This is a genomic window from Planctopirus hydrillae (assembly GCF_001707835.1).
Lineage (GTDB): Bacteria > Planctomycetota > Planctomycetia > Planctomycetales > Planctomycetaceae > Planctopirus > Planctopirus hydrillae.
This window is the reverse complement of sequence record NZ_LYDR01000033.1, coordinates 156,521-178,229: the sequence shown is the minus strand read 5'-3', so window position 1 is coordinate 178,229 and position 21,709 is coordinate 156,521. Positions and strand designations below refer to the sequence as shown.

19 protein-coding genes are annotated in these 21,709 nt (G+C 52.1%); 11 read left to right on the top strand and 8 right to left on the bottom strand.

The annotated features are described in order from the left end of the window. Together A6X21_RS03105 and A6X21_RS03100 are read left to right on the top strand one after the other, a co-directional pair. A partial coding sequence (locus tag A6X21_RS03105; protein ID WP_240490148.1) for an alanine--tRNA ligase-related protein occupies positions 1–1,728 on the top strand: 1,728 nt, incomplete at its 5' end. A 326-nt stretch (positions 1,729–2,054) separates the two neighbouring features. Then, positions 2,055–2,999 carry an alkaline phosphatase family protein gene (locus A6X21_RS03100; RefSeq protein WP_068846052.1) on the top strand — a complete coding sequence of 315 codons (945 nt, stop codon included), beginning with the start codon at positions 2,055–2,057 and terminating at the stop codon, positions 2,997–2,999. A 163-nt stretch (positions 3,000–3,162) separates the two neighbouring features. On the opposite strand, the gene A6X21_RS03095 is transcribed toward A6X21_RS03100, so the two are convergent. The 4 genes from A6X21_RS03095 to A6X21_RS03080 all read right to left on the bottom strand — a co-directional run bounded on the left by A6X21_RS03095 (position 3,163) and on the right by A6X21_RS03080 (position 7,692). Beyond that, positions 3,163–4,233, bottom strand: a complete 1,071-nt coding sequence (locus A6X21_RS03095) for a DUF1559 domain-containing protein (RefSeq protein ID WP_068846031.1) — start codon at positions 4,231–4,233, stop codon at positions 3,163–3,165. 588 nt (positions 4,234–4,821) lie between these two features. After that, complete coding sequence (locus A6X21_RS03090) at positions 4,822–5,784, bottom strand: DUF1559 domain-containing protein (protein WP_068846030.1); 963 nt, start codon at positions 5,782–5,784, stop codon at positions 4,822–4,824. 143 nt (positions 5,785–5,927) lie between these two features. Further along, the gene (locus A6X21_RS03085; protein WP_165603669.1) at positions 5,928–6,368 is read right to left on the bottom strand and encodes a hypothetical protein; all 441 of its coding nucleotides are present in this window, start codon (positions 6,366–6,368) and stop codon (positions 5,928–5,930) included. Positions 6,369–6,576: 208 nt separating this feature from the next. Further along, positions 6,577–7,692, bottom strand: coding sequence for a dihydrodipicolinate synthase family protein (locus tag A6X21_RS03080; RefSeq protein ID WP_068846028.1), 1,116 nt, complete (start codon positions 7,690–7,692; stop codon positions 6,577–6,579). A 664-nt stretch (positions 7,693–8,356) separates the two neighbouring features. Here A6X21_RS03080 and A6X21_RS03075 point away from each other — a divergent pair. Next, positions 8,357–9,367, top strand: a complete 1,011-nt coding sequence (locus tag A6X21_RS03075; RefSeq protein WP_068846027.1) for a DUF1559 domain-containing protein — start codon at positions 8,357–8,359, stop codon at positions 9,365–9,367. A 95-nt stretch (positions 9,368–9,462) separates the two neighbouring features. Continuing rightward, positions 9,463–9,942: a transthyretin-like family protein gene (locus tag A6X21_RS03070; RefSeq protein WP_083233365.1), complete on the top strand. Its 480-nt coding sequence runs from the start codon at positions 9,463–9,465 to the stop codon at positions 9,940–9,942. Between the two features lie 73 nt (positions 9,943–10,015). Here the strand turns inward: A6X21_RS03070 and A6X21_RS03065 are convergent, their stop codons facing one another. Then, positions 10,016–10,828 carry a sensor histidine kinase gene (locus tag A6X21_RS03065; protein WP_068846026.1) on the bottom strand — a complete coding sequence of 271 codons (813 nt, stop codon included), beginning with the start codon at positions 10,826–10,828 and terminating at the stop codon, positions 10,016–10,018. 304 nt (positions 10,829–11,132) lie between these two features. Next, on the bottom strand, positions 11,133–11,711 hold the full coding sequence (locus tag A6X21_RS03060; RefSeq protein WP_041403630.1) for a response regulator: 579 nt from the start codon (positions 11,709–11,711) through the stop codon (positions 11,133–11,135). A 545-nt stretch (positions 11,712–12,256) separates the two neighbouring features. Here A6X21_RS03060 and A6X21_RS03050 point away from each other — a divergent pair. From A6X21_RS03050 to A6X21_RS03025, 7 genes are all read left to right on the top strand, one after another. Beyond that, on the top strand, positions 12,257–13,000 hold the full coding sequence (locus tag A6X21_RS03050; protein WP_068846024.1) for a hypothetical protein: 744 nt from the start codon (positions 12,257–12,259) through the stop codon (positions 12,998–13,000). Between the two features lie 206 nt (positions 13,001–13,206). Further along, positions 13,207–14,202 carry a DUF1559 domain-containing protein gene (locus A6X21_RS03045; RefSeq protein WP_068846023.1) on the top strand — a complete coding sequence of 332 codons (996 nt, stop codon included), beginning with the start codon at positions 13,207–13,209 and terminating at the stop codon, positions 14,200–14,202. 121 nt (positions 14,203–14,323) lie between these two features. Then, positions 14,324–14,776 carry a hypothetical protein gene (locus A6X21_RS03040; RefSeq protein WP_131818162.1) on the top strand — a complete coding sequence of 151 codons (453 nt, stop codon included), beginning with the start codon at positions 14,324–14,326 and terminating at the stop codon, positions 14,774–14,776. Between the two features lie 50 nt (positions 14,777–14,826). Then, complete coding sequence (locus A6X21_RS03035; RefSeq protein ID WP_083233364.1) at positions 14,827–15,315, top strand: alpha/beta fold hydrolase domain-containing protein; 489 nt, start codon at positions 14,827–14,829, stop codon at positions 15,313–15,315. Positions 15,316–15,333: 18 nt separating this feature from the next. Continuing rightward, the gene (locus A6X21_RS23575) at positions 15,334–15,534 is read left to right on the top strand and encodes an alpha/beta fold hydrolase (protein ID WP_083233363.1); all 201 of its coding nucleotides are present in this window, start codon (positions 15,334–15,336) and stop codon (positions 15,532–15,534) included. 122 nt (positions 15,535–15,656) lie between these two features. Further along, a complete protein-coding gene (locus tag A6X21_RS03030; protein ID WP_068846021.1) occupies positions 15,657–16,760 on the top strand; it encodes a cis-3-hydroxy-L-proline dehydratase in 1,104 nt (367 codons plus the stop codon). Between the two features lie 128 nt (positions 16,761–16,888). After that, positions 16,889–19,921 (top strand): DPP IV N-terminal domain-containing protein, encoded by a 3,033-nt coding sequence (locus tag A6X21_RS03025; protein WP_068846020.1) that lies wholly within the window; start codon positions 16,889–16,891, stop codon positions 19,919–19,921. 194 nt (positions 19,922–20,115) lie between these two features. Here the strand turns inward: A6X21_RS03025 and A6X21_RS03020 are convergent, their stop codons facing one another. Beyond that, on the bottom strand, positions 20,116–20,958 hold the full coding sequence (locus tag A6X21_RS03020; RefSeq protein ID WP_068846019.1) for a dCTP deaminase: 843 nt from the start codon (positions 20,956–20,958) through the stop codon (positions 20,116–20,118). A gap of 38 nt (positions 20,959–20,996) precedes the next feature. Continuing rightward, positions 20,997–21,704, bottom strand: a complete 708-nt coding sequence (locus tag A6X21_RS24230; protein WP_131818161.1) for a hypothetical protein — start codon at positions 21,702–21,704, stop codon at positions 20,997–20,999. Positions 21,705–21,709 lie beyond the last annotated feature (5 nt).

Below are 21,709 nucleotides of genomic sequence, written 5' to 3'. Positions count from 1 at the left end.
AGATCAGACCCATCCAGGACGACTCGTCATGTTGGAGAGTTGTGTGTCCTCTCGAGCCGGAAGTCTTTCGCGAGAGTGATTGCCGAAGTCATGCGGAAGCCTTACCCCGAACTGCACCAGACGATTGAAGCCGTTTCGCATGTGATCGAGTCAGAAGAAAAGCAGTTTCTGGGTGTGGTGGAGCGTGGCCTGACCAAGTTCCGCAAGCTGGTCGATCAGGCCCGAAGTGCCAATCGAACGTCTCTTTCTGGTGATGAAGCGTTTGATCTTCATCAGACAGACGGATTCCTGATTGAGCTGACTGAGACGTTAGCCGCTCAAGAGGGTGTGTCAGTCGATATGGCCCGGTTCAAAGAGTGCCGGGAAGAGGCCAAAAAGGCGAGCGGACGCGGTGCCTTTGCCGATTCTGTCATGTCGGAAGGCCCGATTGACGCTCTCAAGAAAAGTGGCGGGACAGAGTTCCTGGGCTATGAGGCCATTGAATCCAAGGCCACAATTCGCGGCATTATTGCAGATAAGAAGCTGGCCGAAAGCTATTCCAGCCCACTGGTTACTATTGGGATCGTTCTCGACAAGACACCGTTCTATGGTGAATCGGGTGGCCAGGTCGGTGATACCGGTACCATTCGCACTGCCAGCGGTGAATTCACCGTTTATGATACTCAGAAGGATGGCGAACTCTTTGTCCATATTGGGCAACTCAAAGAGGGTTCGCTGAAGGTGGGAGAAGAAGTCACCGCCAGTGTCGACGCTCACCGCCGAGCTGCGATCCGCCGGGCTCACTCGGCCACACATATTCTGCATCATGCATTGCGAACGACTTTGGGGGAAAACGCCACCCAGCGTGGTTCGAAGGTCGAAGGGGACCAACTGCGTTTCGACTTTGCTCATCCGCGCAGCCTGACGAACGAAGAGTTGATCTCGATTGAAGATCAGATTAATCAGTTGATTGCGGAAGGGGCACCGATCACCACGCGTGTAATGCCCATTAATGAAGCGAAGAAACTGGGAGCCATGGCCCTCTTTGGTGAGAAATATCCCGATTTTGTCCGCGTGGTGGAAATGGGAGATTTCAGCCGTGAGTTCTGCGGTGGGACACATCTTTCGAACACCGGGCAGGTTGGTATCTGCCGCGTGGTGAAGGATGAACTGGTTGCTGCCGGTGTGCGCCGCATCAGTTGCGTGACAGGCCCTAAGGCGATTGCCCGTATGCGGGAATCCGAAAATCTCCTGCGGGAAGTGGGAATGCTGGTGAAGGCCACAACTGCGGACGAGTTGCCACGCAAGGTCGCAGCGCTGCAGGATGAACTGCGCGTGGCGAAGAAGGAACTTTCGCAATACGCCTCGCAATCACTCGCTGGTATGGCTGCCAAACTGGTGAATGATGCACCGGTGGTGGGCAACATCAAGGTGATTGTCCACCGTGCTGATGAGTTGGCCCGCGAGCAGCTTAAAGAGCTGGTCGATCAGATTCGTGCTCAAGCGGGATCGGCCGCAGTTCTTGTGGGACAGGCTGTCGATGGTAAGGTTTCGCTGATTGCCGGCGCAACCAAAGACCTGGCCCAGCGGTTCAGTGCCAGCGATGCCGTCAAAGCTGCTGCCAAGCTGGTTGGTGGCGGTGGCGGCGGTCGAGCCGAACTGGCCGAAGCAGGCGGCAAGATCCCGGAAAAACTCGACGAAGCTCTGCAGGAAGGTCTGGCTTTTCTGAAGAATAAACTCGGCGGCTAGTGCTCCTCTTTGCTGAATTGATTGCTAGATCTCCAAGGGCTACCAGGGAATTTTCTGGTGGCCCTTGGCGTTGGTATTGATGAAAGATCTCTTCGTGCAAACGACGATCTCATTTGATCAATGGCGCTAAGGCATGCTCACTGTAAGCTGACTATACATCCGTGAAATTATTTGTGTGTTGCGGGGTGTCCAGCATGCTTGCTCGGAGCCGCAAGCATGGCACACAAGAGGCTGTTCCAGCTTGGGTTCCGGATTGGGTAGCAGTTGATACAAAAGTACGATTCGTGCTTTGGGAGCAGACCGTCATGTGGCAGAGATGCGGTGAGATGAGTGCAACGTGGGGAAGATTTGTATTCGCGATTTTGTGTGCCGGCATTTTGGCACCTGATAGTTCCGGTGCTGAGGCCAAGCCGATCCACAAGGTACTGCTGATCGGAATCGATGGCTGCCGACCCGATGCGATCGAGGCCGCTCATACGCCCCATCTGGATCGTCTGATCAAGCAGGGGCTGTACTGTGAAAACACCGACATTTTAGCCAGTCGCGAAACCAAAGGAGATACCGTCAGTGGGCCGGGGTGGTCGAATCTGTTGACTGGTGTCTGGCCAGATAAACATGGTGTGGTCGATAACTCCTTCAAGGGGTCGAATTACCAAGAGTACCCACACTTTTTCGCACGAGTGAAAGAGGCCCGGCCTGAGTCGAAAACAGCATCGTTCAGCAGTTGGCCACCGATTGCTGAGAAGATTCTGTCCCACTCTGATGAGACGATCAATGCGAAGGCTCAACATGCCCAGGATTATCTCGTCGCTGATGACGAACTCTCGACTGCAGCGGCAAAGTGTATTCGTGCAGGAAAATCAGAAGTCGTCGTTTGCTACTTTGGCCAGGTTGATGAAACAGGGCATGGAAATGGATTTCATCCCACAGTGAAGAAGTACGTCGAGTCGATTGAGCGGGTCGATGGATATATTGGTCGATTATTAGAAGCGATTGATGAAAGGCAAAAAACGTCACCGGAGACCTGGTTAATTCTCGTCTGTACCGATCATGGCGGCTTGGGGACGAATCATGGTGGTGGCCGGGAAAAGCCTGAGATTCGCCAGGTATTTATCATCGCCAGCGGGGCAGAGGTGAAGGCCGGAAAAACAAGTGAACCGACTTATCAGGTCGATATTGTCGCTACCGCTCTGGACTACTTGGGGATTGTCCCTCAGGCGAACTGGAAGCTGGAAGGCCAATCCGTTCTTGATCTGAAGCGATCCGAATAGTCGTCAGCAAATGAAGCCAGGTGGTTTCCTTCGAGGGGGAAACCACCTGGCCAAGCCCGGACATCATGGTCATGCCGGGAATATCGATCTTGCTGGAACTGATCACATCAGAAAATCAGACTTGCCAAAGCAGGCATGTTTTTCGTTGATCAGACCATGGGTTTTAGAACTCGCCCACTTGTTCGCCATCCGCCCGGCTGAGCAGGCGGCGGACGGTCTGGACATCGATGTTCTCGGAGATGAATTTCACGCTGCCATCGCCGAGCAGGGCATGGACACCACCGGTGTGAAGGCTGAATGGCTCATCGTTGGGCCCGCAGTTGTTGGAACTCCAGGGACATGCCGTTCCACCACCATTGGGCGTTTTGTTGTTGTTAATGATCGAGATAGGAGCTGTTGCGCTGTAAGCCGGCGATGTACTGGCTGGATCGCGAAGTGGGGAACCGGAGACACCGCTCCCTGAATCTGGATCAGCCCAGCGATTGGGGCATGTGTTCGAAGTTCCAGGCATGGCGGCTGCGACGACGCCTTGCTGTGTAAGCGGAGTACCTGCGACGGGGCCGAAGAGAGCACCGGCAGTGTAAGAGCCCGTGACGACAGTGGTTTTGCCCGAATCTTCGATGATGGCAATGGTGTTGGTCAAACCATCGGTTGTGTCGCTTAGACGGTTGTAGAATCCCAGAACGGAGTCACGATCCCAGGTGGTATTGAGCTTGGCACGTTCGCCTGTTGTACCGTTGAGGTCGGTGTAGGCGACAGGCATGTAATCTGTCTGGCCAAAGTTCTGTGGATCAACTGGTGTATTGGCATTTGATGGGCAGAGGAAGGCATTGATCTTGGCCTGTGCAGCCAGGGCGTTGCCAGTCGATGTCCCGGCAACATAGCCGTTCGAGTAGTGGAAGTTGAAGTTGAACTGGTTGTAGAGCGGTGCCTGATCGATGTATGGCAGAATCTGCACGAAGGTCGATGTGGGTGTGAATGTACGGTAGTACGTTCCACCACGACGATCTGTGAATTCACCAGAGCTTGGAAAACGACTGAAGGTGGATTCGTAGTTGTGGAGTGCCAGCCCCATCTGCTTGAGGTTGTTACGGCACTGTGTCCGTCGGGCTGCTTCACGGGCCTGTTGAACGGCTGGCAACAGCAGTGCAATCAGGATCGCAATAATGGCGATGACAACAAGGAGTTCAATCAAAGTAAAGCCGCGACGTTGAGCCGCATTCAATCGAAGCATTTCAGATCCCTGACCTGCAAGAAGTGTGTGCCAATCGTTTGCAGGCGAACATCACTGCAACATCACGGACTGGCGAGCGTCAGGCGAAATCTTCCTCGTGGATGTGAATATAAGGTTAAGAAAACATGTGAAAATGGAGAGTGCTGTTTATCATTGTTAAGATGCTGAGGCTAAGCATGTTGTAAGTCTATTCTGATATTTGTTTTGTGAATTGTTAATAATGTTGTTTTTAATATCGTTCCTCTTGGTTCCTCAGCGCGAATCTAACGAAAAGTTAATTTTACTTTTTGAGAATCACCGTGCGCGCGAACTTTGTCGTGTCTTCGTCTGTCGGAATGATTCCATTCCAATGAAAATGCCATGGGGACTTTTCCTTAGAAAAGAGAGCCCATGGCACTGGGGGACACAGAGGGACATAGGGGAAGGCTGGGGAACGGCAAGACTTTCCTGAAATCACTCGAACAAAAGTCTGATCAGAAAAGGTCCCTGGCATCACCGGCAGGCGTGGAGAAAAATCGGTTGAGTGGCCGATCTCTGGCTGCGTAGCCGATCTCTGGGCGATCCAGAAGGCGTATGTCGCTCGCTATCTTAGAATTCGCCCGTCACTTCTCCGCCAGCCCGGCTGCCCAGTGACAGCCGCACCTGATCAGCGATGTTCTCTGAGATGAACCGGACACCACCGTCCATCAGCAGAAAATGAGCGCCACCCGTGTGTTTGCTGGAGAACCCGGCATAGCCGTATTGCGTGCCACTGGTGGAATTGATCGTCGTACCAATAGAACCTGAGAACTGCGCATGTTCATCCTGAGCGTTCTCAGTACCAATGCCGCCGTAGCGGCGATAGGTATTGTTGTCGGCATCCGTCGCAGCACTTCGATAGCGCTCACCGACTGCTACTGTGTTGCTGGTGCCGTCCGAGATGTCGCGTGTGCTGAAAAACGTATTCTGGTTAAATGAACCATTGTGACGCGTTGAGTCGTTTGGAAAGTTATCGTCCATGTGGTGTTTGTTTTCCCCTGGACGTGAAGCTGGGTTGCCAATCGCACCCGACATGACGACGCCATAGTTATAGACCGCCAGGCCAGTGGTGGAATCGTAGTCGTAAGTGCGGCGATCAGGGGCTGAAGGGCACTGGAAGGCGGGTATCAGTTGCCGGCGAGCCGTCAGGTTGGCTCCAGTGTTCCAGCCCGCGTCCTGGCCAAAAACTAAAGTATTGTAAAGCGGCCCCATATCCATGAAAGGAAGTATCATGGCTGACCAGTGGGTGGCTCGGCGATTCTCTGTGGTGGGTGATGTATCTTGATTGAGGGTCTTATAGCATGAGGCGGGAAAGACACGATGTGTGTCGAGGTAGTTATGAAGTGCCAATCCAATTTGTTTGAGGTTGTTGCGGCACTGAGTTCGTCGAGCGGCCTCGCGAGCCTGTTGTACTGCAGGTAGTAACAGGGCGATGAGAATCGCAATAATGGCGATCACGACAAGTAGCTCAATCAGTGTAAAGCCGCGGGAGTGTTGCAATTTCGTAAGTTTTTGCGATGTGTCGTTTCTCATAGAACGGTCCTTGGAGAAAGGGCGAAAAAGACTTTAGAACAGACGTGAACTGGCAAATCCAGTGAGAAAATCAATCAGAATGATCAATATCAGGAAATGAGATTCGTGGTTCGTCAGCACTTCGAGCTGGATGTGCAATGCGATTATTTAAGTGGCTCTAAAGAGATCTCGAAGGTATTTGAGCCGGGCTGAACTTCGAGCTGAAAATCTTTCGGTAGCTTGCCCGGGAGTGTTTTCGCAGGGTCGACTGCAGATAGGGAAATCTTGTGTTTGCCAACGATCGCGCCATCACCGGCCACATAGGTAGAGAGTGTGAATGTGCCATCTTCGCCAATCGAGCCAATCGCAGCTTTACCACTGTCTGTGCCGGTAGCCAGGGGCGAAAAGATGATCTCGCCGAATGTGAGTGGCTGGCCGCCCGTAGTCACTTTCCCGGTGACTTTAGCTGTGGTTTTCTGGTAGCTCGTATCACCGCATCCTACGAGCCCAATCGCGATTGCCAGGGGAGCGAAAACCCGGAATGAGAATACTGTGCTGGAAAAAAACCGCTTTTCGACGAACCTTGAGATTTGCATAGCCAACATGCACCTCCGTCGACAATGATCAGATGGGCAGGTCATCTTGAATTGAGCAATGATCCTATCGGCTATTTCTTATTTGTTAAGTTCTTTTTTTAGTTTTTCCCGTCGAAAACAGAAAACTCAGGTTTTTTTTTATTGCCAGACATCGAGGCTGACTTGAGCTGTCAAACTGGCCAGATTCCGACATCTGTATGGCTGGCCGAATCGGTTTCTAGCGAGGTCGTCCGAGTTCCGTCAGAACCGTTTGGACGATCTGTGTGAGTTGGTCTTCCGTCAGTGGTGTTGGAACTGGTGGAGTCTCTGCTTTGCCGGATGGTGATGATGCGAGGGGAGTACTGCCGAAGGTGAATGCTGCCGGTCCCATTTTGGGGTCGCAGCCGGAGTGAGGAGCATTGGTCAAGCCATGCCGGGCGAGCAGGCACTGCAGAGTGTCAGCCAGTTTCGTCAGTTCGGATTGTTGTTCGGCAGTGAGAGGTTGACGGCCAGCCCCCGTTTCGAAGCCTCTCAGTCGCACACCCAGTCGAAAACCATCGGGAAATTCTGCGGCACCAATCATGGCGTCGAATAAAGTGATCAACTCGAATTGGATTTCGCGGGCCTCTTGATACTGTCTCAGTTCACAAAGGTCAAACAGCTTGCGGGTGATCTCTGGAACAACGCCTGAGCTGGCATTGGTACCACCATCGCAACCCATGAGCAGCATGGGGACCAGAGCTGCATCCCAGCCCGTGAGGAAACTGAATTCGGGGCGATGTGGGCGGATCGCCTGAATCATTCGAGCCATGTGTGGCAGGTCGCCGGAAGAATCTTTGATCCCCACAATTTTGGGGCAGTCGAACGCCAGGCGTTCGACGGTCGGCACATCAATCGGGCTGGCAAACAAAGGAATGTTATAGAGAGTCACATCGATGGGGGTGTTGTCGGCAATCTCTTTGAAATACGCATAAACCGCCCGCGGGCTCAGCTTGTAATAGAAGGGGGAAACAATGGCCACAGCCGTCGCACCCATGTCGAAATACGTTTCACAGGCACGGATCGTTTCCCGCGTGTTGGCTTCGGCTGCACCGGCTAATACGGGGACACGGCCGCGAACCTGATCCAGAATGATCCGCATGATTTCCCGGCGTTCATCGGCGGTAAACCTGAGGAATTCTCCCGTCGAACCATTGGGGTAGAGCCCATGGACACCCTGGGCAATCAGCCAATCCACATAGCGGCGAAGTTCTGATTCATGGATCCGCCCCTGATCATCGAGCGGCACAATGTTCGGGGTCAAAATTCCACGGAGTTTCTGGCTGTTTGACTTGGGATTTGTACTCAATTGCATCAGTTCCTGGAAGTTGAGCCGTGAATTCAGGTCTGCGATCTAAGAAGTATGTCGACAGCCAATCATATAGTTGTCGACAAAAGCAATCGCATGGACATATTTTTATTCGCTTGCGTATTGTCACGCAAATGATCAGTATGACTCAAGCTTTTCAGTTCTGCGCTCGAACTGCAAAGCTTTTCGAGTTTGATCCCTAGTGACATGACATCAGGCATCACAGATTGTCGGCCAGTCAGGGGCTTTCTCCGAATGGCAAGATGATGTGGCACTTTGAGTTTTGGAAAACTTTGGCAGGCGAATCGCCTGGATCCGCAGACTTAATGCATCAGACATGACTCAAGCGCCAGTGGGTTGGATTCATGAGGTGAAATCGGTCAACCGGCGCTCAAGCTGTTTGTTTCTTCTGCTTTCATTTCATATGTCAATTCGTATGGCGTTCGCCACAAGTCCTGCTGATGAATAATTTCGCTTCGATGTTGCGATTGATCCATTAAAAGTTGGGGTGGCTCAGTTACGTATTTCGATCAAGGAAGATCTCACATCTGTCATCGGCCAGCAATCCGTCGGCTTGAATCTTCTACTTCGATTTCATTTCACATGACTGTTCCGGGCTTTCTGCCCAGTTTTCTCGATGTTCTTTCGAGCTTTTCTCAGGAGTTGATTCATGTCAAAAACACGAGCTTCCAAGCCCTCTCGCGGGTTTACGCTGATTGAACTGCTGGTAGTGATTGCGATTATTGCGATCTTGATTGCACTCTTGCTCCCTGCTGTTCAACAGGCACGAGAAGCGGCTCGGCGGACGCAGTGCAGAAACAACCTCAAGCAACTGGGGATCGCAATGCACAATTATCACGATACGTACAACACGCTGCCGCCAGCCTACGTCCAGGTCACAGTCGCTGACAATAAAGGGCATTGGGCATGGTCGGCGTTTCTCTTGCCCTATATCGATCAGACACCTTTGTTCAACACACTCAATGTCAACGGGCAGCTTCCCAGCGCTGCCATTCAGGCAAATCTGGGCGCCATGCAGAATCAACTGGCAGCTTTTGATTGCCCTTCGGATAACGGGCCGCGAGTGCATGATCCAGCTCTTGATCCCGGTTATGCCATTGAAGATGCCACGACGACGACCAATCGAGGATTGGCACTGAGCAACTATGTGGCCTCCAACAGCACTTCGGCACCAAGGCAGGCTGGCCGGGCTGGGACGGACGGTACACAGGGAGCGACGGGAGCGTTCTTCCGCAATAGCCGCACAAACTTCTCGAACATTACGGATGGCAGCAGCAATACGATTCTTGTGGGCGAGCGGGCCTGGCTTTCCGGTGCACAGCGGATGAGTGCCGGAACGCTCTATGCAGTTCGCGACGCCAATGCGGGAGGGCCTGCGGCACAGGATGTCAATCCGGGCTGGAATCAGGGGATCATGACAATCGTAGGGACCTCGAAATGGGGCATTAATCCCGTTCTCACAGGGCCCAATACCGAAACATCTGCCAGCTATAGCAGCCAGCATACGGGTGGAGCACACTTCCTTATGGGAGATGGAGCCGTCAAGTTCCTCTCCCAAAACATCTTCAACATCGGTGAGACGACGCCACCTGCCCCCATCAACAGCACCTTCGAAGCCCTCGTCGGGATTGCTGATGGATTTGTGATTGGCGACTATTAGTGTTGTCCATTTTTGTGGATTTTCTGGGCAGTGGATGATGCAAGCCCGCTCGGGCCTTTGACAAATGGGTCAACAATCGAGGTGTTGAGACGACTATGTGGGTATTCGCATTACGGAATTGGGTCGGACAGATCAATCCGGCCCGGTTCCCGACGCTGGTGTTCTCTGTTGTGGCCATCCTGAGTTCAATGGCCTGTGGCTGTGGCGGCAGTGTGAGTGATCTGCCTCCTCTCGGCAAGGTTTCCGGGGTGGTGACGCTCGATGGCAAACCGCTGGCCAATGCGCGAGTTCAGTTTCAGCCGCCAGATAGTCGAGCCTCGGAAGGGATGACCGACGAGAACGGGGCCTACACCCTGAGATTCGATCCCAAAAACTATGGTGCGAAAGTGGGCCCGCATGTGGTTTCCGTTACTACGCGTACGGATGGCTATGCCAAACCTCCTCAAAATGGTCAAGAGGGTGAGTGGGTCAAAGGACAGCCCGAATCTGTCCCAGCCAAGTACTTGAAACCCGGGGCGCTGACTGCGGAAGTCAAAGCCGGGAGCAACACGATCAATTTTGACCTCAAGAACTGATTGCCTGGGATGATCGAGGCCATTGCCCTGTGGCGATCGTCCTTTGGCCATTGCCTCGTGTTGGACGGAATGATCATGGTTTTGTCGGTCCTTCGACGGGTATCGTGATGGTGATGCTCGTCGGGCCTTCTGGCTGAGAATCGATGGCAATCGTTCCGTGATGCTGACGGACGATCTGCCATACTTTGCACAGGCCAAACCCAATTCCACGACCCGCTTGCCGACCCGAGTAGAAAGGATCGAAAGCGTGCCGCTGATCCAGCGCTGAGAAGCCGCGCCCGGTATCGGTGACAATCAGTTGGAGTTGTGGCAGGTCTCCATCAGTGATTCGGGAAAGATGGACTCGGACGATTCCGCCATTTTCCTTCATCGCCTGCCGGGCATTTCGCAAGAGTTCCGCGACGACGATCGAGAGCTGATGTCGATCGAAATAGGCCTGGAATTCTCCAGATTTGTTGTGACTTCCAGTCGTGGTTTCCACAAGCTCGCTGGTGAATTCGAGCTCACAGCCAGCAATCTGAATCTCGGGCTTTTGTTTCAGGCAGACGGCTTCGACAAGTTGTTTGAGATCGACCATGGCTCGCTGTGGTGCAGGGGGCCGGGCGAAAAGCATCAGGTCACCGATCATGTCGCGGATACGCAGTGTCTGCGACATGATCGTTTCGAGATGTTTGCGACGATCCGGGTGCGATTCACCGGGCAGCAGCAGTTGCACTCTCCCGAGAATCGTTGCCAGAGGGTTGTTGATCTCGTGACCAGCACCGGCAGCAAACTCGGCTAAAGCTTCCAGGCGGGATGCATCCGGCGACCAGGAGTTCTCAGGAAGAGAAGCATGGCTGCTCGTCGCGGAGTCGATGGGGAGAGTTGATTGATCCTCGTCATTCATGGCCGAGGCTTTCTCTGGAACAGCATATTCGACTGTGATTCTCGGAGTGTTTTCCAGTGAAGGCCCACGACGTTTCCAGCAGAAGTTACGTGGCACTTCAAGTAGGGTGCATGGAGTCCGCGGAATGCACCAGCCTTGAGACTTCCACCTTCAATTGCGCAACAGTGCGTGTGCAATGTCCTAGACACAGCGACAGAGTTACCGGTCAACTCGGTGAATACCAGTGTGCTCAATGGATCCAACCCGAGTGAGTTGGTGCATTCCGTCGGAACTTCATGCACCCGACCCGGGAAATTCTTCTTGTTTAGTTGTCAGAAGGCTCGACATCGAGCAGGCGGCACATCCGATCGACCAGCGTTTCGACTTCGAATGGCTTCTGCAGGAACTCGTTGGCTCCGGATTTCTTCAGATCGTCAATCTTGTCGGCTTCCACCATCCCGCTGATACAGATGATGCGCACATCATCGAGAGCCGGATCATTACGCACTCGCTGGCAGACTTCCTTACCGTTGATATCCGGGAGCATCACATCGAGGACAATAATGTCGGGACGGTACTCTTTGACCATCATCCCGGCATCAAAGCCATTATTGGCCACTCGAACTTCAAACCGACCATCGGCCTCAAGGGCATCGCGAATCAGTTCGACAAGTTCGACATCGTCATCCACCACGAGAGCCTTGCGGCGGCCGCTCTCGAGAGCATCCGTCGGAATGCCATTCTCTTTCATGAAACGATAGAGAATGTCTCGGGGAATCCGTCGGAATCGTGATCCCGGAACTCGAAAACCTTTGAGCTGACCCGAATCGAAACAGCGGATAATCGTCTGCTGGCTGACCTTGCAGATCTTGGCCGCCTCGCCTGTGGTGAAAACCGTTTTCATGACAAACGTCCATCCTTTGAAGCGGCTCCGCACACCCTGTTGATGAACGGAACACTGGACTGTGACCCCTTCGCTCTCCGTAGTCGAAGAGGTGGCAATTCCCTGCCGAATGCCGCCAAGTCCGCGAATTGCGTCATCAGCGGCAAACCCCAAACCTGCCGAAAACCCCGAGGTGTGCAACAATGGTAACATTGCAGCAAGTTTTCGGGTTCTCACGAGTGTGATTAATTTACCGATCCTGCCGACTTGGCCGATTGTAGCCATTCTCTGCCATTGGTCAATGTTTGTTGGCTTGGGAAGTTTGCCATGGTCAAGAGGTTTGCGGAATTCGCATTGTTTCAGCAGTTTTGGCCATCTTCACAATCTTCGGGCCGATTTCTTACAAGTGAGCCTGCGCTCTCAAAACAGGAGTATGATTTTGATCTTCCATCGAAGATTCCTCGTATGGGCGACAGGGTCTTAGAGTGCTCAGATTCACTGGCATTTTGCAGGCATAGCCAGTTTCCGGGTCAAACCAGTTTCACTTTCGAGGAAGTTGAGGGGGCATGGCTGCGGGAACCGGAGTGACACAGAAGAAACGAAAAAAAGTCACGCTCGATGTCTGGGTCGACCAGCAACTTCAGGAAGCAATGCTCTGGGCCGGAGGAGGGCTGGTGATGGGCCTGTTCGTCGCCAGTTTTCTGACACTTCTCTATTGGAACATGATCTGGATGATTCTGGTCATGCGATTCCAGTGGGCCATTGCTCCGGGCTGGTTTGCCGAAGTGGCGACCGGAATTTTTCTCCTGCTGGGGGTGATCTATTACTTTGTGAGTTGGGATTCACTACAGAACCTGGGGACGACGCAGGCTTTCCAGTTTGGACAGTGGACAGGTTTGTCATTCCTGTCGATAGGTATGCCCAGGGTGACTTTTGGCCATTCGTTCGACCTGCTATCCACAGCCAAAATCTTTCTGATGTTCCTGCTCATCGGGCCGGCGTCGTGGCATCTGGTCTTCTTCGCCATTCAACGCATGCTGCTCATTCGTAAAGCGAACCGTGAGCGATTGACCGCTGCGCTCCGAAAGCTGCTCGAGAGCGAACGCAGAATCTCTGTCTCTGCAGCACTGGGCGTTCATGCTCCCCAGGAGATGCGCATAGCGCTCGCAGAATTGAGCTTGTTTCACGGCATCAACCATATTGAGGCCCCTCCAGCCGGTCTGGTGATGTCAGACTCACTGAAAGATGAAATCATCGCCAGTTGCAAATCCGGCGAGAAGAAATCTGTGGAAAGAAAATCCACAACATGATTTGTACTGATGACTTGCAGTGAGTTGATCTCCGTCTGAACTGCTCTGGAAAAATTCTATGTCGAGCAGGTGACTTTTCCCGTAAGTATAAGATTTTGACGATCGCTGATTGACTCATAAACATTCTCTTGTGTACGTTATATCAAGTCGTCCTGTCTCAGTTCCTGTCTTGTTCAAAACTTCTTCTCTTTTGACTGGAGGCACGCATGTCGCGTCGTGGTTTCACATTGATTGAATTGCTGGTGGTGATTGCGATCATTGCCATTTTGATTGCCTTGCTACTTCCGGCAGTACAGCAGGCCCGCGAAGCTGCCCGTCGCACACAGTGCCGGAACAATCTCAAGCAGATTGGCCTGGCCATTCACAACTATCACGATACCTACAGCACCTTTCCGATTGGTTGCCGTCGAGATTCCAATGGCGGCTGGGGAATGACATGGTGGGTGGGGTTGTTGCCAGGGCTTGATCAAGGGCCTTTGTTTAACTCGCTGGATATGAGTACTCCCAGCACAGGTTTTGGATCGGGCGGAAATAGCACACGAATTCAGAATGCCACGATTGCTGCCCAGCTTTGCCCCTCTAGTGCGATGGCCCAGCCAACGGACTGGCAAAAACGATCGACTTACATTGGTATCGCTGGTGCCACAAGCACTGCCGCATTTACCGAAGGCCGTCTAAATAACTCGGCCGCAGATTGTTGCGGCGATCGCGGTGCATCTGGAAACGGATCACTCAGTTCTGGCGGAATGATGCTCGTTAATGATGTAACACGCATGCGAGATGCCAGTGACGGTACCTCCAACATCATCATGGTTGGCGAAGCCGGGGGTTTTCTCGTTACGGCGACTTTTCAAGCCGCTATACAAGCGCAACACGCTCATACGATTACAGGGAATCGTATCTTCATTGGAGGCTCAGGCCCGCACTGCTGGACGATGGGAACTAATGGCGGTGGACAGCGTCCAAACCAGCGGACTTTCAATCTCACGACCGTTCGTTATGCACCCAACACACAAAACTATGATCAGCCTGGCATCAATGTGAACTTCGGTCCGAACAACCCTCTCAACTCAGCACACACGGGCGGTGTCCATTGCCTCTTTGGCGACGGGCATGTGAGTTTCATCAGTGACAACATCAATCTCGACACGCTCCGCCATGCCTGTATTCGAGATGATGGCCAGACCATTGGTGAACTCTAAGCGATTGTCGAAAGTTGAATTCCTACAGCCGCTTGACTCACCTGGTCAGGCGGCTGTTTTTCTCTCCTCACTTTCTGATGACCGGCTGGTTGATAAAGCTGGTCAACACCTGGAACTTGAAATGAACCGATCTTTATTTTCTCGCTGCACTGGATTCTGCCTGAGCGTGTCGATGCTGGTCGCGACGTTGGGTTGCGGGTCTTCGGTGCCGCAAATTGGCGGTGTCTCGGGAACGACTTCTGCCGCTGGTAAGGGACTCCCAGAAGGGACCATCCTGACGTTCTCGGCTGTCGGCCGCGATGAGTCGTTCGTGACGCGCGTCAAAGCGGATGGGACTTACGCCTATACTCCTCCCGGCGGCGCGAAAGTCATCCCCGGCAAATATAAAGTGATGATCACTCCGCCCCCGCAGCGAGTGATCGAAAAGGATGGCGTCTCGATGGTCGATCCGACGGATAAAGCCACTTACCCTGAGATTACTCCGAAGTACAAAAGCAAAGAATCCACACCGCTGGAAGTTGAAGTGGGAGCATCCGCGACCACATTTAATATTGAGCTTGAAGCTGCTAAATAAACCTTTGTTGTTGAAGAGAGGTCGATGATGGCTGGCAGGAGGAGTCGTGAATGAAACTGCTCCTCATGCCAGGCATGGATGGTACAGGTGAACTCTTTACACCGTTGCTGAGTCATTTGCACTCCGATATCGAAGCTGTCGTTTTCAGATATCCGTTCGATCCCCGGATGGGTTATCCCGAACTGCTGACTTTCGTGAAACAACAACTCCCCGAAGATGAAACTTACGTGATCCTGGGGGAGTCCTTCTCCGGGCCCCTGGCGATCCAGTTGGCAGCCACCAGTCCTCCTGGCCTTTGTGGCGTCATTCTGTGTGCCAGCTTTGTGACTTCACCTGTACGATGGGTTCCCCGTTGGGCTGCATGGATGGTTTCTTCGTGGTGGTTTTCCCATCCCTTCCGCACACCACTGGCCATGATCTTTCTGGCAAAGGGAGCACAGGCCGGCTTGCAGCCATTGATTCGAACTGTTCTCGATCAGGTGCCTGCCAACATTCTGGCTGCCAGGTTGCGAGCAGTCCTGCGGGTTGATGTGCAGTAGGAACTGCAGCACGTTTCCGTGCCGATTCATTACCTCCAGGCCACACAGGATCGACTGGTCCCTGCATTCTGTTTATCGATCATTCGGAAGTTAAAGCCGAAGGTGACGTTCAGCCAAATTGCAGGGCCGCACCTGTTGCTGCAGACTCAACCAGCCGAAGCCGCCCGGCTCATTGGTACAAAAAGTCTTTCATGGCAAGGGACTCCGGCAAATCCGTAAACCTCGGCGGATTGATTCTTGTGCAGATGGCCCGCCACTCCGTATGGTGTGCGTCAATGAAATGTTGTGTTCAATAACACAAATTCTCGCGACTATGACTGCACCACCAGGGAATCTTCCTCATGATCATCACCCGGATCTTTGCCCATCGTGTTGAGCTTCCTTTGTGTGAAGGGAGCTATCACTGGTCGGGTGGCAAGTCGGTTTCGGTTTTTGACAGCACACTCGTGGGAGTCGAGACCGATACCGGCCATGTTGGCTATGGCGAAGTCTGTCCACTGGGGCCTTTCTATCTGCCGGCGTATGCCGAAGGAGTCAGGGCAGGGCTTAAGGAACTGGGGCCGCACCTGTTGGGTTGGGATCCCCGGGAGATTTCCCAACTCAATGAACGTATGGATGCCGCCCTCAAAGGGCATGCTTATGTGAAATCCGGGATTGATATTGCCTGCTGGGATTTATTGGGGAAGTGCACTGGGTTGCCAGTTTGCACACTTCTTGGTGGGCGCTATGGCGAAAAAATCCGGCTTTATCGAGCGATCTCTCAGGAAGCTCCCGACGTCATGGCTCGCAAGGTCGCGGCTTATAAAAAAGATGGCTATACCCGTTTTCAACTCAAAGTGGGAGGGAATCCTGATACGGATATTGAACGGATTCGCGCAGTTCGAGCGATGCTTGATAGCGATGATCGTCTGGTGGCTGATGCGAATACTGGCTGGTCACAGCATGAGGCGATTCGCGTCGTGCGGGCCGTCCGAGATCTGGATGTTTATATCGAACAGCCTTGCCTGACTTATGAAGAGTGCCTTGCTGTCCGCAGGGCGACGGATCATCCCTTTATTCTCGATGAGAATATCGATTCATTGAGTATGTTCATGCGGGCGAAGGCTGATCTGGCGATGGATGCCGTCAATCTGAAGATCAGTAAGCTGGGCGGACTGACGAGAACACGGCAGATTCGCGATTTATGTGTTTCGCTGGGAATTGCCATGACGCTGGAAGACAGTTGGGGTGGTGATATTACGACCGCTGCCATTGCACATCTGGCTCATAGTACTCCCGAACACTATCGATTTACGAGTACCGATTTTAACAGCTATGTCACTGTCAGTAATGCCGACGGTGCGCCGATGCGTGTCGATGGCTACATGCAGGCGAGTGAAGCTCCTGGTCTGGGGATTACACCCAAGTTTGATGTCTGGGGGCCACGCCTGGTGGATATCTTTTAATTGGCCAGAGGCTGTTGCAGAAACAGCAGTTTCATGATCACGATTCAGTTTTCTCTCCCTGTGAATCAATCGGGTGGATCAACTGAGGATGGAAATTCTAATACCGTATTTAGCGACAGGTGATTGATATGTTTTTTCGGTCGGCTTCTCTATCGATGCTGCTTGTCAGTGCTGCAGTTGTTTCTTTGCAGTTCTCCCTTTGCCAGCGATACTGTTGGGCAGAGGCTGCGGCAGAGGCTGCAACAGAAAAACTGACCCTGCAGCGCATCTTCCAGTCGAAAGATTTTGATGAGCAACGAGTCGGGAGTTTCCAGTGGAGTCGGCTCTCGAACAGCTATTTCTCATTAGAGAAAGACAATCCTCAGGCGAAGTTTGTCAGCCTGATGCGGATCAATATCGAGACAGGGGCGAAAGAGGTTGTCATTGCAGGGAATCTGCTCATTCCACCTGGCAGCGAGCAGCCATTGGCTCTGCAGCGTTTTCAGTTCACCGAGGACGAATCGAAACTACTGATCTATACCAACAGTCAGAAAGTCTGGCGGCAGAATACTCGTGGCGATTACTGGCTGTTTGATCTCAAGCAGCAGAAGTTGACCAAGCTGGGCGGGACAACTCCCCCCGCGCAGATGATGTTTGCCAAGATCTCTCCCGATCAATCGAAAGTGGCCTTTGTTTACGCTCATAACCTCTATGTTCAATCACTGACAGACTGGACGGTCACTCCTTTAACCACGGATGGTTCAGAGACGCTGATCAATGGCACTTCGGATTGGGTGAACGAAGAGGAACTGGCGATTCGAGATGGCTGGCGCTGGAGTCCGGATAGTCAGTCGATTGCCTTTTATCAGTTCGATACGACCGGTGTGCCGCGCTTCACCATGATTGATCATGGTCAGCAGAATTACCCGAAGGTAATCACATTCCCTTATCCGAAAGTGGGTGAGAAGAATTCATCGACGAGAATTGGAGTGGTCCCTGTTGCCGGTGGGAAGCCCACCTGGATTGAACTCCCCGGCGATCCTCGTGAGCACTATATTCCGCAGGTTGAATGGACGCCGGCGGGTGGCCAACTACTGATACAACAGATGAATCGCCCGCAGAACCGCAATGTTGTCTTCCTCGCTAATGTGGCTTCGGGAAAGCTGCGGACGGTTCTGACCGAAGTCGAAGAGACGTGGATTGAGAACGACAATCCCGTCAAATGGCTGGCAGGCGGAAAAGAGTTTCTCTGGATCAGTGAGCGTTCGGGCTGGAGGCACGTCAATCGTGCAAATCTTGAAAGCGGCGAACTCCAGGTCGTCACCAGGGGATCCTTCGATGTGATTGATGTCGAAGCCATCGACGAGACCAAAGGAGTGCTCTACTTCGCTGCTTCGCCGGAGAATCCCACTCAACGCTATCTCTATCAGGTACCTCTCAGCGGTGGCGATATTCAGCGGGTGACTCCCGCCGGGCAATTCGGCTGGCATACCTATCAGATCGCATCATCGTTTGAAGTCGCGATCCATACGTTCTCGAATCTGACAACTCCTCCGCGAACTGAGGTTGTTCGACTTCCCGGCCATGCGGTGGTTCGCACACTCGCTGATAATCAGGCTCTTCAAGAAAAGCTCGCCGAATGGAAAATTCCGCTGCCGGAATTGTTCCGGATTGATATTGGGAATGGTGTTGAACTCGATGGCTGGCGCTTTTCACCGGGGACGATCCAGGGGGAAAAGGAGCATCCAGTCCTCTTTCATGTCTATGGAGAGCCGCATGGGCAGGTGGTGCGGGATGTCTGGATGGGGAAACGCGGCTTGTGGTACAGCATGCTGGCCCAGGAGGGCTATATCGTGGCGGCTGTTGATAATCGCGGCACCATGTCTCCCCGTGGACGTGATTTCCGCAAATGCGTTTACAAACAGATCGGGCTTCTCGCCTCTCAAGAGCAGGCGCTGGCCGTCAAAGCCCTGCTGGCGAAGTGGCCGGAGGCTGATCCTGCCCGCATTGGCATCTGGGGCTGGAGTGGTGGTGGCAGTATGAGCCTCAATGCACTCTTCCGCTATCCCGAGATTTACAAGATGGCGATTGCTGTCGCGCCAATGCCTAATCAGAAGCTCTACGATACGATTTATCAGGAACGCTATATGGGGTTATTAGGCGATAACGAGGAGGGATACAAACAGGGCTCGCCGACGACATTTGCGAAACAACTGCAAGGTGATCTGCTGCTGATTCATGGAACGGGCGACGACAATTGCCATTATCAGGCGACTGAGCAGTTGATGAACGAACTGATTGCGCATGGAAAGCAGTTTTCCGTCATGCCCTATCCCAGCCGGTCGCATAGTATCAGTGAAGGGCGGGGAACGAACTTTCATCTCTATCAGCTCATGACGAGTTATATCCATGAGAAGCTTCCGTTAAAGAGTCTCCCTCAAAGTGAGAAAGTATCTGTTCGAGCTGCGTCTGCTGTGAAGGCCCGGCCGGCTGTGCAGCGTGCTGACAAGGATTCCGTCGAAAACAATAAGCTTTCAGCAGACAACTACGACTCATCGAGCCTTCAGGGCTGGACTGTGCGAGTGCACCGGCAACTCAAAGCCGACAATCCTGAAAAGCTGAATCAGGCGCTGGAACTGTTGGAGGCACAGCTCAAAGAAATCGTTCAGGTGGTGCCACCGAATGCCGTTCAGGAACTCAAAAAGGTGACACTCTGGCTGTCGCCCGAATACAAAGGCATTTCGCCACGGGCGGAGTATCACCCGAATCGTCAATGGCTGGTCGCGAACAATCGGCTCCCGGAGATGGCGAAAGGGGTCGAGTTCACGAACGTGCGTATCTTCGCAGAAGAAACCCGTCGCATGCCCAATTTCGCGCTGCATGAACTGGCACATGCTTATCACGACCGGGTACTCGAGGGGGGCTTTGGAAATGTCGATGTCGCCAAGGCCTATGAAGCAGCAAAAGAATCGAAAAAGTACGAACAAGTCGAGCAAAGGTTTGGGAACGGCCGCTCGACGAAAGCCAAGGCTTACGCACTGACCAATCCGATGGAATACTTTGCTGAATCGAGTGAAGCCTATTTCGTAACCAATGATTTCTTCCCATTCAACCGAGAAGAACTCATTCAGCACGATCCCAGTTTAGTGCCTGTCCTGAAGCAGCTTTGGGAAGACAGGTAGATACTGACCGGAGGTGCGATAAACAATTCTTGTTTCAAAAGTGAAAATCAAGAAGAAGTCTTGATACTACAGAAATCCCAAAAGCAAGCACGCATTACTTTCAAAAACCTTGCGGATGATGGAGCCATTCACGATGACACAATATACAAATTGATTACCTGAATTGTGGCCTTCTTATTACTGACTAGAGATGACTATTCTTCTTCATCGCGTAGAAGAATTGATCGCTCAATCAAATACATCCTGTCTGAAATACGTTCGATTGCCTTTGACGTTTCATTAGACGTTGCGTCTTCGTTAGTTTTCTCAAGTTGCCCCTCAATTTTTGCAAGCCGTTGAGCAAACACCAACTGCTCGAGTCCGTAAGCCCCTAAGATGCCAAGAAGTATTGGTATGAACACCGTGAAAAGCGCATATCGCCAACCGGCTTCTCCAAGGGCCCTTTTTGCCTCTTTCGATGCCGCGTGGGTAGCCCTTTTCTCGACACTCAATAAATCTGCTGCAAGGTACTTTATATCATCTAAACCGTGTGAATATGGTGTGTCCACGTTATTGGTTAGGCTTGACCAGTCTGACTCTGGCTTACTGTTTAGGCGGAAAAGCAATACCGTTGCGATCGTGTGGTTCTTTTCAAGCAGGAAGTCAGAGTTTCCGAAGTTAATTAGAGTTAAGCGAATCTTCCCTTTGAATCCAGGATCTATATGACCAGTGTCAGAAATCAAAATGCCACGTCGGGAAACTCGTGCCGGTGCGACGGCTATACCTCCAATATCGTTGGGGAGGTGAAATGCTTCTTTCGTTTCAATTCGAACTGATGCTCCCACGGGGAGCGAATAGCGTTCAACCCTTGGGTAATCTTCCAGCTTTTCTTTGGGCTCTGCTGATGGAAGAAAGATCAATCCGACGCTCAGGTCGACTGAGCATGGCTGAATACGAGAATTTATATTGCCGATGGATTGAGATAGATCTATGTCTTTGATTATTGGTTCTGAGCTATTAATTAGGCTGTTAATCTCCACATCTGAAAGAAACGGCATATGTAGGTTCCTTGGAAGCGATGCTGATGTATTCTGAATTAAACCCAGGATTTAATAAGTTCTGTTGAGGACAAAAGGGAGTTCTTATCATCTTGGCATTCACGCCAATCCCACGGCTTGTTTAGGTTGAAGTGGGTTTTGAGTGCTTTTCGTAAAACTTGTGAGGAGATTTTCTTTCCGCAGGTGTTAGTTGGGAGATACTCCGTGTTCGTTAATGAGGTTCCAAAAAGCAAGTAGTCATCGCAGTGCGATAGTGTGTTCCATGCGTCGATAATATTGTGAGACGAAAACACGTTTTCGTTCATTAGCCCACTAAGGGTGACAAAATCGGGTATCGGTGTTATATGGATGTGTGCGTGAAAAATACCGCAGCCAGTTCCATTATGTGATGTTGATCCGTGTTCATAATATGCTACTGGCGAAACTGTAGCCATGTGATTGAAGATCTCAGATAGTACATCTAATACCCCGAGTTGAAGCTCTCGTGGGGCTTTGGCCATTGACTCAATATGCACTATTGGCGCAAGCAGTAATGAGTGTGGCGTGAGTTGTCCAAGTGTTGGGAAGATTGCGATTTGGTTATTTCGTCGATGTGTGCGAATAACTCTTTCGAAACCATAACGCTTTTGAAATCTGCTTTCCTTTACTTTATGGAATTCAATGCAGTATTCACAGTGCGATGTTCGCTCCAGTGTCGAAATGTTTAGGGGGGTTTCTCTTTTAGTTGTTTTTGTTTTTGGAGTCATAAATA

What these genes read in the sequence shown, in the direction of transcription:
- A6X21_RS03045 (WP_068846023.1), top strand. Translation starts at nt 13,207, where the DNA reads ATGTCGCGTCGTGGTTTCACATTGATTGAATTGCTGGTGGTGATTGCG.
- A6X21_RS03090 (WP_068846030.1), bottom strand. Translation starts at nt 5,784, where the DNA reads ATGAGAAACGACACATCGCAAAAACTTACGAAATTGCAACACTCCCGC.
- A6X21_RS03065 (WP_068846026.1), bottom strand. Translation starts at nt 10,828, where the DNA reads ATGAATGACGAGGATCAATCAACTCTCCCCATCGACTCCGCGACGAGC.
- A6X21_RS03060 (WP_041403630.1), bottom strand. Translation starts at nt 11,711, where the DNA reads ATGAAAACGGTTTTCACCACAGGCGAGGCGGCCAAGATCTGCAAGGTC.
- A6X21_RS03095 (WP_068846031.1), bottom strand. Translation starts at nt 4,233, where the DNA reads ATGCTTCGATTGAATGCGGCTCAACGTCGCGGCTTTACTTTGATTGAA.
- A6X21_RS03020 (WP_068846019.1), bottom strand. Translation starts at nt 20,958, where the DNA reads ATGCCGTTTCTTTCAGATGTGGAGATTAACAGCCTAATTAATAGCTCA.
- A6X21_RS03070 (WP_083233365.1), top strand. Translation starts at nt 9,463, where the DNA reads ATGTGGGTATTCGCATTACGGAATTGGGTCGGACAGATCAATCCGGCC.
- A6X21_RS03050 (WP_068846024.1), top strand. Translation starts at nt 12,257, where the DNA reads ATGGCTGCGGGAACCGGAGTGACACAGAAGAAACGAAAAAAAGTCACG.
- A6X21_RS24230 (WP_131818161.1), bottom strand. Translation starts at nt 21,704, where the DNA reads ATGACTCCAAAAACAAAAACAACTAAAAGAGAAACCCCCCTAAACATT.
- A6X21_RS03075 (WP_068846027.1), top strand. Translation starts at nt 8,357, where the DNA reads ATGTCAAAAACACGAGCTTCCAAGCCCTCTCGCGGGTTTACGCTGATT.
- A6X21_RS03035 (WP_083233364.1), top strand. Translation starts at nt 14,827, where the DNA reads ATGAAACTGCTCCTCATGCCAGGCATGGATGGTACAGGTGAACTCTTT.
- A6X21_RS03080 (WP_068846028.1), bottom strand. Translation starts at nt 7,692, where the DNA reads ATGCAATTGAGTACAAATCCCAAGTCAAACAGCCAGAAACTCCGTGGA.
- A6X21_RS03085 (WP_165603669.1), bottom strand. Translation starts at nt 6,368, where the DNA reads ATGTTGGCTATGCAAATCTCAAGGTTCGTCGAAAAGCGGTTTTTTTCC.
- A6X21_RS03025 (WP_068846020.1), top strand. Translation starts at nt 16,889, where the DNA reads ATGTTTTTTCGGTCGGCTTCTCTATCGATGCTGCTTGTCAGTGCTGCA.
- A6X21_RS03040 (WP_131818162.1), top strand. Translation starts at nt 14,324, where the DNA reads ATGAACCGATCTTTATTTTCTCGCTGCACTGGATTCTGCCTGAGCGTG.
- A6X21_RS03030 (WP_068846021.1), top strand. Translation starts at nt 15,657, where the DNA reads ATGATCATCACCCGGATCTTTGCCCATCGTGTTGAGCTTCCTTTGTGT.
- A6X21_RS03100 (WP_068846052.1), top strand. Translation starts at nt 2,055, where the DNA reads ATGAGTGCAACGTGGGGAAGATTTGTATTCGCGATTTTGTGTGCCGGC.